The organism is Oscillospiraceae bacterium, assembly GCA_025758045.1.
Classification (GTDB): domain Bacteria; phylum Bacillota; class Clostridia; order Oscillospirales; family Ruminococcaceae; genus Gemmiger.
In genome coordinates, this window is record CP107208.1 from 1674875 (window position 1) to 1690673 (window position 15799).

General features: G+C 58.6%; 12 protein-coding genes. 7 read left to right on the top strand and 5 right to left on the bottom strand.

Annotated features, from left to right (window positions below; genetic code table 11):
• Nucleotides 1-68: 68 nt before the first annotated feature.
• The 4 genes from OGM81_07895 (at nucleotide 69) to OGM81_07910 (ending at nucleotide 2813) form a co-directional block, all read left to right on the top strand.
• The gene (locus OGM81_07895; GenBank protein UYJ42274.1) at nucleotides 69-1013 is read left to right on the top strand and encodes a DMT family transporter; all 945 of its coding nucleotides are present in this window, start codon (nucleotides 69-71) and stop codon (nucleotides 1011-1013) included.
• A 3-nt stretch (nucleotides 1014-1016) separates the two neighbouring features.
• Complete coding sequence (locus OGM81_07900) at nucleotides 1017-1808, top strand: TatD family hydrolase (protein ID UYJ42275.1); 792 nt, start codon at nucleotides 1017-1019, stop codon at nucleotides 1806-1808.
• 57 nt (nucleotides 1809-1865) lie between these two features.
• Nucleotides 1866-2099 carry a methylenetetrahydrofolate dehydrogenase gene (locus OGM81_07905; GenBank protein UYJ42276.1) on the top strand — a complete coding sequence of 78 codons (234 nt, stop codon included), beginning with the start codon at nucleotides 1866-1868 and terminating at the stop codon, nucleotides 2097-2099.
• Nucleotides 2100-2339: 240 nt separating this feature from the next.
• Entirely contained in the window at nucleotides 2340-2813 is a 474-nt protein-coding gene (locus OGM81_07910; protein ID UYJ42277.1) for a GNAT family N-acetyltransferase, read from the top strand.
• A 1131-nt stretch (nucleotides 2814-3944) separates the two neighbouring features.
• On the opposite strand, the gene OGM81_07915 is transcribed toward OGM81_07910, so the two are convergent.
• The 3 genes from OGM81_07915 to OGM81_07925 all read right to left on the bottom strand — a co-directional run bounded on the left by OGM81_07915 (nucleotide 3945) and on the right by OGM81_07925 (nucleotide 7504).
• Nucleotides 3945-6026: a heavy metal translocating P-type ATPase gene (locus OGM81_07915; GenBank protein ID UYJ42278.1), complete on the bottom strand. Its 2082-nt coding sequence runs from the start codon at nucleotides 6024-6026 to the stop codon at nucleotides 3945-3947.
• A gap of 64 nt (nucleotides 6027-6090) precedes the next feature.
• On the bottom strand, nucleotides 6091-6366 hold the full coding sequence (locus OGM81_07920; protein UYJ42279.1) for a DUF6110 family protein: 276 nt from the start codon (nucleotides 6364-6366) through the stop codon (nucleotides 6091-6093).
• A 145-nt stretch (nucleotides 6367-6511) separates the two neighbouring features.
• On the bottom strand, nucleotides 6512-7504 hold the full coding sequence (locus OGM81_07925) for a helix-turn-helix domain-containing protein (GenBank protein ID UYJ42280.1): 993 nt from the start codon (nucleotides 7502-7504) through the stop codon (nucleotides 6512-6514).
• A gap of 374 nt (nucleotides 7505-7878) precedes the next feature.
• On the opposite strand from OGM81_07925, the gene eno reads away from it, so the two are divergent.
• The 3 genes from eno (at nucleotide 7879) to pflA (ending at nucleotide 12646) form a co-directional block, all read left to right on the top strand.
• Nucleotides 7879-9174, top strand: a complete 1296-nt coding sequence (gene eno, locus OGM81_07930) for a phosphopyruvate hydratase (protein ID UYJ42281.1) — start codon at nucleotides 7879-7881, stop codon at nucleotides 9172-9174.
• A 218-nt stretch (nucleotides 9175-9392) separates the two neighbouring features.
• A complete protein-coding gene (pflB, locus tag OGM81_07935) occupies nucleotides 9393-11645 on the top strand; it encodes a formate C-acetyltransferase (GenBank protein UYJ42282.1) in 2253 nt (750 codons plus the stop codon).
• A 239-nt stretch (nucleotides 11646-11884) separates the two neighbouring features.
• Nucleotides 11885-12646, top strand: coding sequence for a pyruvate formate-lyase-activating protein (gene pflA, locus OGM81_07940; GenBank protein UYJ42283.1), 762 nt, complete (start codon nucleotides 11885-11887; stop codon nucleotides 12644-12646).
• Nucleotides 12647-13422: 776 nt separating this feature from the next.
• Here the strand turns inward: pflA and OGM81_07945 are convergent.
• Both OGM81_07945 and OGM81_07950 read right to left on the bottom strand, forming a co-directional pair.
• Nucleotides 13423-14484, bottom strand: a complete 1062-nt coding sequence (locus tag OGM81_07945) for a glycosyltransferase (protein UYJ42284.1) — start codon at nucleotides 14482-14484, stop codon at nucleotides 13423-13425.
• The gene (locus OGM81_07950) at nucleotides 14481-15716 is read right to left on the bottom strand and encodes a glycosyltransferase family 4 protein (protein ID UYJ42285.1); all 1236 of its coding nucleotides are present in this window, start codon (nucleotides 15714-15716) and stop codon (nucleotides 14481-14483) included. Before OGM81_07950 ends, OGM81_07945 begins: the two co-directional genes overlap by 4 nt.
• Between the last annotated feature and the right edge of the window lie 83 nt (nucleotides 15717-15799).

Genomic DNA, 15799 nt, shown 5'->3' on the forward strand with positions numbered 1-15799 from the left:
TTCTTGAAAGAAACTGAAAGAACTTTTAATTAAAATCACATAGTCATGCAATTTTGGGAGAATAAAATTTGGATAACCAGAAGTCAAAGCTGGATAAATTCTTCTCCAATCCGGCGGCTGCTGTAGCTATGGCTATCCTCTGCAACATTCTGTGGGGGTCGGCACTGCCGTTTATCAAGATGGGGTATCGGATGTTCGCCATCGATTCCTCCGATACAGCGACCATCCTCTGTTTTGCAGGCGTCCGCTTCATGATGGGCGCGGCGCTGGTCTGGCTGGCCGGGCTGGCGCTTAACCGCCGCCCGCTTCCCATGCCCCGCGGCAAACAACTGGCCGTCTGCTGCGGATTGGGTCTGTGGCAGACCGCCGCGCAGTATTTCTTCTACTACTCGGCGGCCGCGCTGCTTACCGGTGCCATGGGCGGCATCATCAACAGCACCCAAAGCTTTATGGGCGTTATCGTGGCCCATTTCCTGTACGGCAATGTCGACCGCATGACCCCGCGCAAGGCATTGGGCTGCGTGCTGGGTTTTGGCGGCGTCCTGTTTGCCACCTTAGGCAACTACGGCAGCGGCAGTGCCAAAGGCATTTTGTACATGCTGCTGGCTTCGGCCATCTTCTCGTTGGCCGGGCCGTGGAATAAGGCCGCCGCCAAAAAGACCGACAGCTTCACCGTCAGTGTCCTCAACCTGGGCTGCGGAGGGTTCGCGCTGGCCGTCATCGGCTTTGCCATAGGTGGCAGCTTGCACCCGCAGCAGGGCTGGGCTATCCCGGTATTACTCGTGCTGGCGTTCATTTCCGGTGCTGGCTATGTGCTGTGGGCTTTGCTGATGAAGAACAACCCCATTTCCCGCATCGCCATCTTCGGGCTTATTATCCCAATCATGAACGTGCTGCTCTCGGCCCTGCTCAACGGCGAGCCGCTGTTTGAGTGGCAGTACATCGCGGCGCTGGCGCTGGTCTGTGTGGGCATCTTCCTAGTCAACCGCGCCCCGCAGCCAAAGGAAAGCTGAATCATGACGAATATTTTTGACACCCATGCCCATTATGCCAGCCGCCAGTTTGACGGTGACCGTGTCGACCTGCTGGCCGCGCTGTCCCGGGGCGGCGTGGTGGGCGTGCTGGAATGTGCCACCCACTCCGGCGACGCCCAAAAGGTGCTGGAACTGGCGCACACCGCGCCTTACTTCCACGCCGCGCTGGGCATCCACCCGGAAAGCCTCATCGAGGAGGACGCCGCCACCGTGGCCGTCTACCACGGCGATTGGCGCGCCGAGCTTACCGCCATGCGTCCGCTGTATGAGGATCCCGCCGTTGTCGCGGTAGGGGAGATCGGCCTCGACCACCACTGGCCCGTGCCCCGCGAGGAGCAGTACGCCCTGTTTGAGGCCCAACTGCAGCTGGCCAGGGAGCTGGACCTGCCCGTGTCGGTCCACGACCGGGAAGCCCATGCCGAAATGTACGATCTGCTGCGCAAATATAAGCCCCGCGGTGCCCTGCACTGCTACAGCGGCAGCGCCGATGACGCCGCCTGGCTGGTGGAACAGGGCATGTATCTGGGCTTTGGCGGTGCCGTGACCTACAAAGGCGCCAAACGTGCCGCCAAAGTGCTGGCCGCCATCCCCCATGACCGCGCCTTGCTGGAGACCGACTGCCCCTACATGGCGCCGGAGCCGGTGCGCGGCACCCGCAACGACAGCCGCAACATTGCCCACGTGGCCGCCTACATCGGTACGATCTGGGACGTGGACGCCCAGGCCGTGCTGGACCAGACCGCCGAAAATGCCCGGCGCTGTTTCGGGCTGTAAATTCGCCTGAATATACAAAACGTATATTTTTTATAAAAATCACAGGAGTGTATCATTATGAAAGCACGTATCCCCAAACACCGCGAATTCATCATCGATTTCCCCCAGAGCATGGACCAGGCCAAGGCTGACGAGGGCTGGGCAAAGCTGAACGAGATCGTGGAAGAGTACAAGAAGGCCCACAACGGCCAGAGCGTCTACTCCGCCACCTTCATCGAGGACTGCGAGCCTGCCGTGAAGAAGCTGCAGGAAGAGTACGGCTTCAACTACACCATCCAGGAAATCAAATGAGAAAGCGGCGGACAAGTGCGTCCGCCGTTTTGTTTTAGCGTTAAGGCAATACCGCATAATTCTAAGTGCCGATACGGCGAGCGAGGTGCGGCAACTGCTAAGCCAAAAGCGCAGATAATACTGGATGTCTTATCGAGCATTTTGGCAACGCAGATGCCGTGCCGCAGCCGCCGGAGCGGTGCTTGAGCCGTTAGGCGGGAATTGTGCGGTGGTGCCTTATATAGGATTGGGGGAATAAGCATGCCCAAGATCACGATCCACCCGGCCGGGGAAGGGGACATCCCGGCCGTCGTGGCACTGTACCGCCAGCTGGATCAGGCGCTGGTCGACCTGCAGCCGGAGTTTTTCTGCGTTGCCCCGCGGGAGGATGAGTTTGTCCGCCAGGCCGTCAAGGCCGCGGATGCCGACTATCTGCTGGCCGAGGAGGACGGCGCGGTGGTCGGTTTTGCGCTGGTGAATTATGCGGGTTGGACGCCGGAGTTCAGCTGTGTGCTGCCCCACCGCTACGCCTGCCTGGCGGACCTGGTGGTAGACGAAGCCCACCGCCAGCAGGGCATTGGCAGTACCTTGTTGGGCGCCGCCAAGCGCTGGGCGCGGGACCGCCGGCTGGAATACCTGGAGTTAAGCGTCCTGTCCCAGAACGCCCCCGCCATCGCCCTGTACGAATCCCACGACTTCGTAGAGGCGACACGGGTTATGCGGTGTATGCTGTAAAACAATAAGTGCCAACCTACATCTTTGCAAACCAAAATAGAATCACAAACCAAAAGCCGGGGCGAACATTTCTGTTCGCCCCGGCGGTCTTACTTCTTCGGAGTCATAGCCTCATAACCCTTACTCGTTATTTTTCGGACTGTACCCTTGTTTTCATAAGGATCATCCTAACTTTGCGATTTTGTTTAACCCTTTCAGGATCTCAATTTACCTGTTCATTGGTCTTACCCTCTGGTTCGTTATTTGCTGAAAAGCATTTGTGGAACGTGGTAAAATCGGTTCGGCTCTTAAGATCGTTCCTGGGGTATCGGGGTCTGATGCTGAGGACTGCGCCTCTTAACTCTAGTACATTGGAGTGTCTCCTTGTGGATCAGATGAAATTCAGGTTCTTCCTGTTCGGTGGAGTGGTGACGGTCATCGCTACCGACCTTCTTTCATCTTAATCTATATTACACGCCAGAGTCTGTCTTGACGGCCCCTGGACTTGCTGAATCTGATTTATGAACCAACCATCTGAATTTTTCAATCTTTTACAGGTTACGACCTGCGGCTTTCAATGTGGTTCTCTTCGTTTCAGCAGGCCCAGGCCCGCCGGTGATGAATGGGATCTTTAAAGTTTGCCATCGGGTCCAGAGCCTCCTTTCATCCGAAATCCTGCCGGCGGCCTTTACAATTTCTTCCTTGTTCTTCCCGCTGCCCTCGTGCTGCTGGATCGGAGTCCTTAAAGTGCTCCTTCTTCGCGTTTCCGCTTCGGGAGATCTGCTTTAAGATGTCGGTCTGTTCACGATCGGTCTTTTATGGGGAAGTGTTAAGAAAGTGGCTTCGCTTGGAGTTCTTATCTCCTTATCTCCGGCTGTTTTCTTTCTGTGACTATACTATAGCACACGCTTAGAAATTCGTCTATTCGCAGAGCAGACAATCCTGCGATGAATTATTTGTGCATGTTAAGGATTGATAAGTGCATGTAAAAGGTGCTATAATAAATATGTTGGGCTGCTATAACCTTGAATGGGTTGCAACCTCGCTGTAGGGGCGGATGCTCCCTACTATTAATCACAAAAAACAAAACCCCCGCCGTTATTCCTTGCGAACAACAGCGGGGGATATTTTTATGTTTGCGCCTTACTTATCTTACTTATACTCATCCAGCAAATTGGTCATGCTCTTCAGGCTGATGGCCAGGGTCGAGGCGTTGTGCAGCAGGGCCGAAGTGGCAGGCTGCAAAATGCCCATGGCGCCCAGCACGATCAGCGTGCTGTTGAAGCCCATGATAAAGCGGTAGTTGTCATGGGTACGCTTCTGCAGGCCGTTGGCGATGCACTTCAGGATGACCAGCTCATTCAGGCTGTCGGCGGCCACGGTCACATCGGCAATTTCGCGGGCAATGGCAGCGCCGTCGCTGATGGCAATGCCAACATCAGCAGCGGACAGGGCGGGGGAGTCGTTGATGCCGTCGCCCAGCATGATGACGGTGTGGCCTGCGGCCTTCTCCTGCTCCACAAAGCGGGCCTTGTCCTCGGGCAGCACCTCGGCATAGTAGGCGTCCACGCCTACCTGCTTGGCAATGACGGAAGCCGTGCGGTCGTTGTCACCGGTCATCATCACAGCCTTGCGGATGCCTAAGCCGCGCAGGGCCTTCAACACATCGGCGGCCTCCTCGCGCAGCGGATCGGCAATGCAGATGACACCGGCCAGTTCACCGCCGATAGTCAGATACAAATGGGAATATTCCGGCGGCAGAGCGTCAAATTTATCGCTCTCGCTGGTGGGGATGTAGCAGCCCTCATCCTCAAATACAAAGTGTTGGCTGCCGATGACGACTTTCTCACCGGCTACGCTGCTGGCGATGCCGTGGGCCACGACGTACTGCACTTCGCTGTGCATTTCATCGTGGTTGATGCCCTTATGGGCAGCGGCCTGCACAACGGCGTTGGCCATCGAGTGGGGATAATGCTCCTCCAGGCAGGCGGCAATGCGCAGCACATCGTCGGCATTGCGGCCGCCAAACGGCACAACGTCCACCACGGTGGGGGTAGCATGGGTCAGGGTGCCGGTCTTGTCGAAGACAATGGTGTCGGCTTTGGCCAGGGCTTCCAGATACTTGCCGCCCTTGACGGTGATGTGGTAGCTGCCGCACTCACGCATAGCAGAAAGCACCGCCAGCGGCATGGACAGCTTCAGCGCGCAGGAAAAGTCGACCATCAGGATCGAGATGGCGCGGGTGGTGTTGCGGGTCAGTGCGTAGGTAACGGCGGTGCCCAGCAGGCTGTAAGGCACCAGTTTGTCTGCCAGGGCGGCGGCACGGGTCTCGCTGGAAGACTTCAGCTTTTCGGAAGCCTCGATCATCTGCACGATCTGGTCATAGCGGCCGTTGCCGGCCTGCTGCTCCACGGTCATCACCAGCTGGCCTTCCTCGACCACGGTGCCGGCATACACAACAGCGCCGGTGCTCTTGCGCACGGGTTCAGCCTCGCCGGTCAGGGAGGCCTGGTTCACACTGGCTTCACCCTCCAGCACGCGGCCATCCAGCGGGATGACGCTGCCCGTGTGTACGACCACGGCGTCGCCGGGGCGCACCTGGCTGATGGGCACCAGTACCTCGCCCTCGGCAGTCTGCTGCCAGACGCGGTCGACGTTCAGTGACATGCAGCGGGCCAGATCGCTCAGGGACTTCTTGCGGGTCCACTCCTCCAGCAGCTCGCCCAGCCGCAGCAGGAACATAACGGACCCTGCTGTGGGGAAGTCCCCCCGCAGCATTGAAACGCCGATGGACAGCGCATCCAGCACTTCCACTTCCAGCTTGCGGCGCAGCAGGCAGGTCAGCCCGCGCCACAGGTAGGGCAGGCTGCGCACGGCGGTGTAGGCGATGCGCAGCGGCATCGGCAAAAACAGCTTGCGCGCAAGGTGGAAGATCGTCATATTGACGAGCTTTTCCTGATACTCACGGTTCACAGCGCGGGGACTGTTGGCGGGTACCTCGGCCAGGGCTTCCACATCAAAACGGAAGGCGGCCAGGCCCTTCACCAGGCTTGCGCGGTTCTCGGTATACACGACCACCACATCACAGGTGCGCTCATACACGGCGGCGGTGCGCACGCCGGGCAGGGCCGCCAGGTAATCCTGCAGCTGGTCGGCTTCGGCCAGGCTCATGCGCGGCTTGTTCAGGTGCAGGCGCATGCGGCCTTTGCTTTCATGCAAAATTTTCCATTTCATTGTTATACTCTCCCACAAATAAAAAGCTGCCCACCGTGCAGCGGGCAGCTCTTTTCAGTGAAAATTATTCGGCTGCCTTGTCTTCAGCGGCCTCGTCGGCAACGACAGCGGCCTCGTCAGCGGCGGCGCGCTCCTCGTTGATCTCCTTGGCGTCGGCCAGGATGTCACCGCAGTTCTCCTGCAGGGTGGTAGCAGTCTCCATGACGCTGTCCTTCATGCGCAGCACAGCGGCGGTGCACTGGGTGTACAGCTTCTTGGCGTCCTTGCTGGTCAGAATTTCGATACCGGCGGAACCAAACAGTGCGCCGCCTGCGAACAATGCAACTTTAGCCCAATTCATAATTTTTGTCCTCCACTCTATATATTTCACAACAGTGTTGAGATGTTGACAACAGAGTTGTTGTCGGTGTACAAAATATTTTATTAGGGTTAGTTATAACTGGGTTATACGCAATCGGCCGGAAAATATGCCGTTTGGATTTTTGTCAAGCGCTGGCATCGCTCTCGTTTTCGGGCGGTGTGGGGCAGGGGACACGGCGCAGTTCGGTGGGGCGGCAGCCGGTATGACGGCGGAAGGCTGCCGCAAAGCGGCTGGGGTCCTCGTACCCCACGCGGTGGGCAATCTCGGCCACCGGAAGGTCGCTGCTGCGCAACAAATTGGCGGCGGTGTCCATCCGCAGCCTCCGCAGATAGCTGGCCACTGGTACGCCGTACAGCGCCTTAAAGCAGATCTTCAGCGAGCTTTGGGACAGGTGGAACCGCGCGGCCAGCTCGGCCAGCGTGATGTGGCTGCCCTGGTTGGCCAGCAGGTAATCGTGGGCCTGGCGGGTGTGCTCCAGCTGCAGGCGGTCAAAGTAGGGTGTGGGCGGTGTTTCCACTTCGGTGTAGCGGCTCACCAACTCATCCCAACAGTTCATAGCGGCGGCCACGACCTGTGGATCATACATTACACCGCTGTTTTTCTCGATTTCATGGTGGCAGACCGTTGCGGTCATGGCCGGGCGGTAGCTGCGGTTGCTCATCATGGCGTCGATGGAATCCGCCACCGCGATGATGCGCGCCCCCAGCGGAATGGCGGTCCCGGCCAGCTGGTCCGGGTAGCCGCGGCCGTCCCACCGCTCGTGATGGTGCCGCACGATGAGCGCCACCCGCTGGAACTGGGGCACCTTGCGAAGGATGTCGTACCCCGTCACGGGGCAGCGGCGCATCTCCTCCCACTCGGCGTCGGTCAGCGGCCCGGCTTTGCGCAGCACGGCGTCGGACATCGAAATTTTGCCGATGTCATGGGCGAAAGCGGCAACCTGCACCGTGGTGGTGTCGTCCTCGCTCAAGTGCAGGACCCGGGCCAGCACCACCGCCATAGCGGCCACCCGGTCGGAATGGTGGGCAGTGTAGACATCCCGTGCGTCCACGGCGGCAACGATGCTCTGGATCAGATCGCGGCAGGTCAGCAGAGAAGAACTTACAGGCTCCGTCATGGAACGCACCTCCTTTTATAATTTACACCGCAAACCCCGGTTGGCGGATAGGGCGGAAAGATTCACAAATCCTAACAGTTAGCGTAGACTATCTTACCGCCTTTAGGGCGAAATGTCAAGTGCACGGCCGCCCAAAAACCGCCCTGCTGCCAGAAAACATGTCAAACGGGCAGGAATAAGACCGATTGTGAATTTATTTTGGGCAAAAACCTGTTATCTTATTGACAAAGCACCCCTGTACATGGTATCGTATCGCTGGTTAGCAAAAGCTAACCAAAAGCGCGCCCACATGCCTGCGCATGGGCATGTTTGCACGGCACTTCACCCATACTATCCCTGTTCAATATTGTTATAGATAGAAAGGAACGTGCACCATGAGTTATCTGGAAATTGAAAAGGTCATCGGCCGTGAGATCATCGACTCCCGCGGCAACCCCACTGTCGAAGCCGAGGTCTGGCTGGCTGACGGCACCATCGGCCGCGGCGCTGCCCCCAGCGGCGCTTCCACCGGCGAGTTCGAGGCCCTGGAGCTGCGCGACGGCGACAAGAGCCGTTTCGGCGGCAAGGGCGTCAGCAAGGCTGTCGAGAACATCAACACCACCATCAACGAGGTGCTGGTCGGCCTGGATGCCGCTGACATCAATGCGGTCGACGCTGCCATGCTGAAGGCTGACGGCACCAAGGATAAGTCCAACCTGGGTGCCAACGCCATCCTGGCGGTCTCCATCGCTGCGGCCCGTGCTGCTGCCACCTCTCTGGACATTCCCCTGTACCGCTTCCTGGGCGGCGTTTCCGGCAACAAGCTGCCCGTCCCCATGATGAATATCCTCAACGGCGGCGCCCATGCAGCCAACACTGTTGACGTGCAGGAATTCATGATCATGCCCGCCGGCGCCCCCAGCTTCAAAGAAGGCCTGCGCTGGTGCACCGAGGTCTTCCACGCCCTGCAGGCTCTGCTGAAGAGCAAGGGTCTGGCTACCTCCGTTGGCGATGAGGGCGGCTTCGCTCCTGACCTGGCCAGCGATGAGGAGGCGATCCAGTATATCCTCGAGGCCATCGAGAAGGCCGGCTATGTGCCCGGCAAGGACTTCGTCCTGGCCATGGATGCCGCTTCCAGCGAGTGGAAGGGCAGTAAGAAGGGCGAGTATAAACTGCCCAAGTGCGGCAAGGTCTTTACCAGCGAGGAGCTGGTCGAGCACTGGAAGCAGCTGGTCGAGAAGTATCCCATTTACTCCATCGAGGACGGCCTGGATGAAGAGGATTGGGAAGGCTGGCAGTATATGACCAAGGAGCTGGGCGGCAAGGTCCAGCTGGTGGGCGACGACCTGTTCGTCACCAACACCGAGCGCCTGTCCAAGGGCATCAGCCTGGGCTGCGGCAACTCCATCCTGATCAAGCTGAACCAGATTGGCTCTGTCTCTGAGACGCTGGAGGCCATTAAGATGGCCCACAAGGCTGGCTACACCGCCATTGCTTCTCACCGTTCCGGCGAGACTGAGGACACCACCATTGCTGACCTGGCCGTTGCCCTGAACACCTGCCAGATCAAGACCGGTGCCCCCAGCCGCAGCGAGCGCGTTGCCAAGTATAACCAGCTGCTCCGCATCGAGGAAGAACTCGGCGGTGCTGCCCAGTACCCCGGCTTCGGCGCCTTCAACATCAAGCGCTGATTTCCGCGTAAAGCCCCCCCTCTGGGAGGGAGCTAAAAAAGTTAAAAATGTTGCCTGGACAACATACTAAATCCTTATCTTTTGGTATGATATACCTGCCGGGTGGGAAAATCCATCCGGGTACACAATTTTCCAGTTGCACAGCATACCATCCATAGTGTATAATGCTACTGGTAAAGCATATATCTGGTATTCCTGATTTTAAAAAGAGGTGCAATATGACAGATTTCAAACAGTGGGAAGGCTTTGAAGGCCGTATCTGGAAAGAGGAAGTCAACACCCGCGACTTCATCCAGAAGAACTACACCCCCTACGACGGTGACGAAAGCTTCCTGGCTGGCCCCACCGATGCTACCAACAAGCTGTGGGGCGCCCTGCAGAAGCTGCAGAAGGAAGAGCGTGCCAAGGGCGGCGTGCTGGACATGGAGACAGAAGTCGTCTCCGGCCTGACCGCATACGGCCCCGGCTACATCGACCCCGAGCTGAAGGATCTTGAAAAGGTCGTCGGCCTGCAGACCGATAAGCCCCTGAAGCGTGCTTTCATGCCCTACGGCGGTATCAAGATGGCTGAGCAGGCCTGCACGACCTATGGCTATCAGCCCAGCGAAAAGCTGCACGAGATCTTTACCAAGTACACCCGTACCCATAACCAGGCTGTGTTTGATGCCTACACCCCCGAGATGAAGAAGGCCCGCCACAGCCACATCGTCACCGGCCTGCCCGATACCTACGGCCGCGGCCGTATCGTCGGCGACTACCGCCGTGTGGCCCTGTACGGTATCGATTACCTCATCAAAGCCAAGCAGAACGACTTCGCCAACTGCGGCGACGGCACTATGACCGAGGAGATTGTCCGTCTGCGCGAGGAGATCGCCCTGCAGATCAACGCCCTCAAGGGCATGAAGGAGATGGCTGCCTCCTACGGCTACGACATCTCTGAGCCTGCTGCCAACGCAAAAGAGGCTGCCCAGTGGCTGTACTTCGGCTACCTGGCCGCTATCAAGACACAGAACGGCGCTGCCATGTCTGTCGGCCGCGTTTCCACCTTCCTGGACATCTACATCCAGCGCGATCTGGACAACGGCACCCTGACCGAGACCGAGGCCCAGGAGCTGATCGACCACATGGTCATGAAGTTCCGTATGGTCAAGTTCGCCCGTATCCCCAGCTACAACCAGCTGTTCAGCGGCGACCCCGTCTGGGCCACCCTGGAAGTTGGCGGCATCGGCATGGACGGCCGCTCCATGGTCACCAAGAACGACTTCCGTTTTCTGCACACCCTGGAGAACATGGGCCCCGCTCCGGAGCCGAACATGACGGTTCTGTACTCCTCCGCTCTGCCCAAGACCTTCAAGGATTACGCCTCCAAGATCTCCATCAGCACCTCTTCCGTCCAGTACGAGAACGACGATGTGATGAAGCCCGTCTGGGGCGATGACTACTCCATCTGCTGTTGCGTGTCTGCTACCCAGACCGGCAAGGAGATGCAGTTCTTCGGCGCCCGCGCCAACCTGGCCAAGTGCCTGCTGTACGCCATCAACGGCGGCGTGGACGAGAAGCTGGGCGAGCAGGTCGGCCCCGCTTACGCCCCCATCACTGCCGAATATCTGGATTACAATGAGGTCATGGCCAAGTATGATGTCATGATGGACTGGCTGGCCGGCCTGTACGTCAACATCCTGAACCTGATCCAGTATATGCACGACAAGTACTACTACGAAGCCGCCGAGATGGCCCTCATCGATACCGATGTCCGCCGCACTTTTGCCACCGGCATCGCAGGCTTCAGCCATGTGGTCGACTCTCTGTCCGCCATCAAGTACGCCAAGGTCAAGTGCATCCGCAATGAGCAGGGCCTTGTCACCGATTACGAGATCGAGGGAGATTTCCCGAAGTACGGCAACGATGATGACCGCGCCGATGACATCGCCGTTGAGCTGCTGCGCAGCTTCCTGGAGAAGATCAAGCGCCGCCACACCTACCGCAACTCCGAGCCCACCACCTCGATCCTGACCATCACCTCCAACGTTGTCTACGGCAAGGCCACCGGCGCTATGCCCGATGGCCGCAAGGCTTACACCCCGTTTGCCCCCGGCGGCAACCCGTCCTATGGTGCCGAGACCCACGGCCTGCTGGCATCCCTGAACTCCGTTGCCAAGCTGCCCTATCACTGGGCACTGGACGGTATCTCCAACACCCAGACCATCAACCCCGATGCCCTGGGCCACAGCGAGGGTGAGCGTATCAACAACCTGGTGCAGGTCATGGACGGCTACTTTGACCAAGGCGCCCATCACCTGAACGTCAACGTCTTTGGCACCGAGAAGCTGATCGACGCTATGGAGCACCCGGAGAAGGAAGAGTACGCCAACTTCACCATCCGTGTTTCCGGTTACGCCGTTAAGTTCATCGACCTGACCAAGGAACAGCAGCTGGACGTCATCGCCCGTACCTGCCACAAGGTGCTGTAAGTCCTACGGGAGTTTTTCCACCTTTTTTGCAAAAAAGGCGGAAAAACTCCAAACAAAAAATAAAATAGCAAAAGGGCCTGTGGCTGTAGCTGCAGGCCTTTTTATATGGTATACTAATAGGCAACCTACATACTTCTGGCCCCCTCTGGGAGGGCTCCCGCGAAGCGGGTGGGGGAGAGAGCCCTGGTTTATATGCCGCTTTCTCCGACGCACCAATACAAAAACAACGGAGGCAACCTATGTCCGAAACTTTGGGCTACATCCATTCTGTCGAAACCTTTGGCCTGGTCGATGGGCCGGGCGTGCGGTATATTATCTTTATGCAGGGCTGCGCCATGCGCTGCCAGTACTGCCATAACCCCGAGACCTGGGCCTTTACCCAGGACACCGCCAAGACCCCGCAGGAGGCCTTCTCGGCCGCCTACCGCTACCGCAACTATTGGCGCAACAACGGCGGCATCACCATCAGCGGCGGCGAGCCCCTGCGCCAGCTGGATTTCGTCAGCGAGGTGTTCCGCCTGGCCCACGCCAAAAAGGTGCAGACCGCCCTGGACACCAGCGCCCAGCCCTTCGCGCCCGATGACGCCGAATGGATGGCCCGCTTTGACAAGCTGCTGGCCAACACCGACCTGGTGATCTTGGATTTAAAGGAGATCGACGACGAAAAGCACAAAAAGCTGACCGGCCACACAAATAAAAACATTCTGGCTATGGCGCAGTATGTGGCCTCCAAAGGCGTGGACCTCTGGATCCGCCACGTGCTGGTTCCCGGCCTGACCGATGACACCGACGGCCTGCGCCGGCTGGATAGCTTTATAAAGTCACTGCCCACCGTGCGCCGCGTCGAGGTTTTGCCTTACCACACACTGGGGCTTTTCAAGTGGCAGAACCTGGGTATCCCGTACCCTCTGGACGGCGTGCGCGTGCCCACTGCCGAGGAAGTAGCTGCCGCCGAAGCCCTGCTGCACGTAAAAGACTACCCCGACGCCCCGAAAGAGTAAGGGCAACACCGCACAATTCCCGCTTTACAGCTTAAGCACCGCTGCTGCGGCTGCGAAGCACAATCTGCGTCGCAAAAATGCTCGATAATACATCCAGTATTATCTGCGCTTTTTGCTTAGCAGCTTGTACTTCTCGCTCGCCGCATCGGCACTTAGAATTATGCGGTGTTGCCTAAGAATAGATGAAATTCTTTTGCAGAGCAGGGACGAACATGGTTCGCCCGCCTCTTAATTGCCGCCGCATGTATGTAGGGGCCGATGCTTGCATCGGCCCGCAGGCGCTCCGACAAATGCCTTTTTGTCAGGTTTGACACAACAAATAACGTTACAATGACAAAAAATCAAACACTTTTCTACACGGAAAAAATCCTACAAAAATACAGGAATTATTTTGGAAAAACGCTTGACATTAAGGCTTTGGTATGGTAAAGTATAACCGTGGTTAGCGGATACTAACCATAACCAATCTCGAACCCCATCGGCCTATTGCCTCACCGGTGCGGTTCCTGCCAATAACAGGCTGCGCCTCCGTTATGGCGTTTTGCTCTGCGCCTTTTTTAGCGGTCTGCTTATTGCGTTACGCCCGCATCGTTTACTGCTCCAAACGATGCGGGATTTTTTTATGCCTTGCTAAGGCCCCGTTCAAAATAAAAGCAAGCGGGTACGGTTTCTTTTCCGCAACGGGTAGTTGCAACTATGCGTTGTGTGTGATTTTTCTCATAATTGGTACAAAAAACAGGGTCAATACACATTACATCGTGCATCGACCCTGTTTTTTAATCTCGTTTCATTTTGCCCAGCAGTAAATAATACCCGGCCCAATCCAGCTTGCCGTACAGGGGGGCATTGGCGCGCCGGGCTTCGTCCACACGGCACACAAGGCCCACGTTACGCCAGCGGCAGGGCAGGTAATAGGCGCTGTAGCAGTGCTCGATCTTCATCCGCTCCAGCAGCGCCCGCAGCCAGGGACTGCGCAGCGCGGCCTCGGCCTTGTAGCCTTTCAGCCGTTGGGTGGGGGAGGGATCGCGCCGCATGATGTCGGCCACGCCCTCGGCAAACACCTGCAATTCGGCGCGGTGTAAGGGGCGCATGTCCTCGGCCGGGCAGGCGGCGGCATGGCAGGCGGCGTTCAGCTTGGCAAAGTGTTTCGGCCAAATGTCGCAGTAGTTGGCGTGGTACCGCGTCGAGAGCGTCCCGCCGCGGCTGCAATCATAAAAAGTCAGGGGGCTGGTCATTACCCGGTAGCCGAACTCCGGCATCGTCTGCCCCAGCAGGGCGATGTAATCCAGCACAAACTGCAGGTCCTCGCCTAAGGTGTACTGCACATCAAACTGCAGTTGCTTGGCCAGGTCGGCCCGGTACAGCTTGTTCCAGGGCATAGCCAGCAGGCAGTCCAGCCACAACCGGGCAAGGCCTGCCTGGGGGCGCGGCTCCGCATCGGCAGTCACGGCGGCGGGGTCTTTTGCGTCGGTGGTATAGTGCCACACCACAAAGTCCTGCGGCGCGGCGCGCTGGGCGGTCAGGGCTGCCTGCAAAGCACCGGGGCGCAGTGCATCGTCGGAATCCAAAAAGACGATAAACTCACTGTCCGCGGCAGCCAGTCCGCTGTTGCGGGCACCCGAAACACCTAAATCGTCCTGGTGGATGACCGTCACCCGGTCGTCCTTTGTGGCCCAGGCGTCGCAGAGCGCACCGCTTTCGTCGGGGCTGCCGTCATCCACCAAAATGCAGGTCAGCCCGCCCTCCACCTGCTGGGCCAGTACGCTTTCCACGCAGCGGTCCAGAGTGGCCATGGCTTTGTATACGGGCACCACCACGCAAATAGCTGCTTTGCTCATGGCGTCCCTCCGTTCTGTGCGATCTCGCTCACAATACGCACAAATTCATCATAGTAACGTGCAACAGAAAAATCTTGTGCCCGCTTGGCCCCGGCGGCGCCCATCTCGGCGCACAGGGCCGGGTGCTCGTACAGCATGCGGATGCTCCACGCCAGCTGGTCGGCGATATTCTCGCCCCGCTCCACCAGAACGGCCTGACTGCCCTCCAGATATTCGGGCATACCGCCGCTGCGGGTAGCCAGCACGGGGCGGCCGCAGGCCATGGCCTCCATGGCTACCAGCCCGGCGGCTTCCTCCACCAGGGTCGGCACACAGACAAGGTCGGCCAGGCGGTAGTAATCGGGTAGGTCCTCGTTGGGGATGTAGCCGGTAAACTGTACGCGGTCGCCCAGCGCCTTGGCCTGCTGCTCCAGCTTGCGCAAAAAGCTGCTTTGCTGGGTGCGGCCAAAGAACGGACTGCCCACGATCAGCAGCCGGATATTCGGCACCGGCAGCTTGCTCAGCGCTTCCATCAGCTTGTGGATGCCCTTGTCCGGCTCCAACCGGCCGCAGAACAGCATCACAAAATCCCTGGGGCCAAAGCCCAGCCGGGTGCGCAGGGCCATCGGCGGCGGGGCAGGGCGGAAACGCTCGGTATCGATGCAGTTATATAAAATGTAAGCGCTGCGGCGGTCAAGACTGCTGTTTTGCAGGTAATCGTCCCGGATGAACTCGCTTAATGCCAGCACGCCGCCGTAAATAGTATCCATGGCAGGGCTGCCGCTGGTCTGGCCGTGCAGGTGGGCCAGGCAGCGCTTGCGGCCAAACATGCGGCTGATGGCGCTGCACTGGGTCAGGTTGCCGCCCTCAGCCACGATGACATCGGGCGGGGGCAGTTCCAGCGCCAGCGAGAGCTGCACTTTCTGGTACCACGGGTCGTAGGGGGCAGCAATACCCACGCACCGTTCCAAAAAGACCATGGGCCAATAGCGGCGGTGGCCATGGGGGCGGGCGACGTACAGCATTTTGGTGTGCTGCAGGCCCTCGGCGGCACGGCGGGCGGCCTCATCAGGCACGCTGGCGCATAGCAGATCCAGCCGGCCCTGCTTCTCGTTTTCACGGATCAGATGGGTCAGCAGCGTTTCTACCGCGCCGCCCTGCACCGCAGGCACCGGCAGGTCCGGCGGCGGGATCAGCAGCACGCGGGGACGCTTGTTTGCGTCTTTCTCTTTGTCGGGTTTCAGGATGGGCAAAGGGGGTAACTCCTTGTTAGGGTCACGCCGTACTGTAGGGGCGGATGCGGGCATCGCCCCTACAAAAAAGCACGAACCACAAA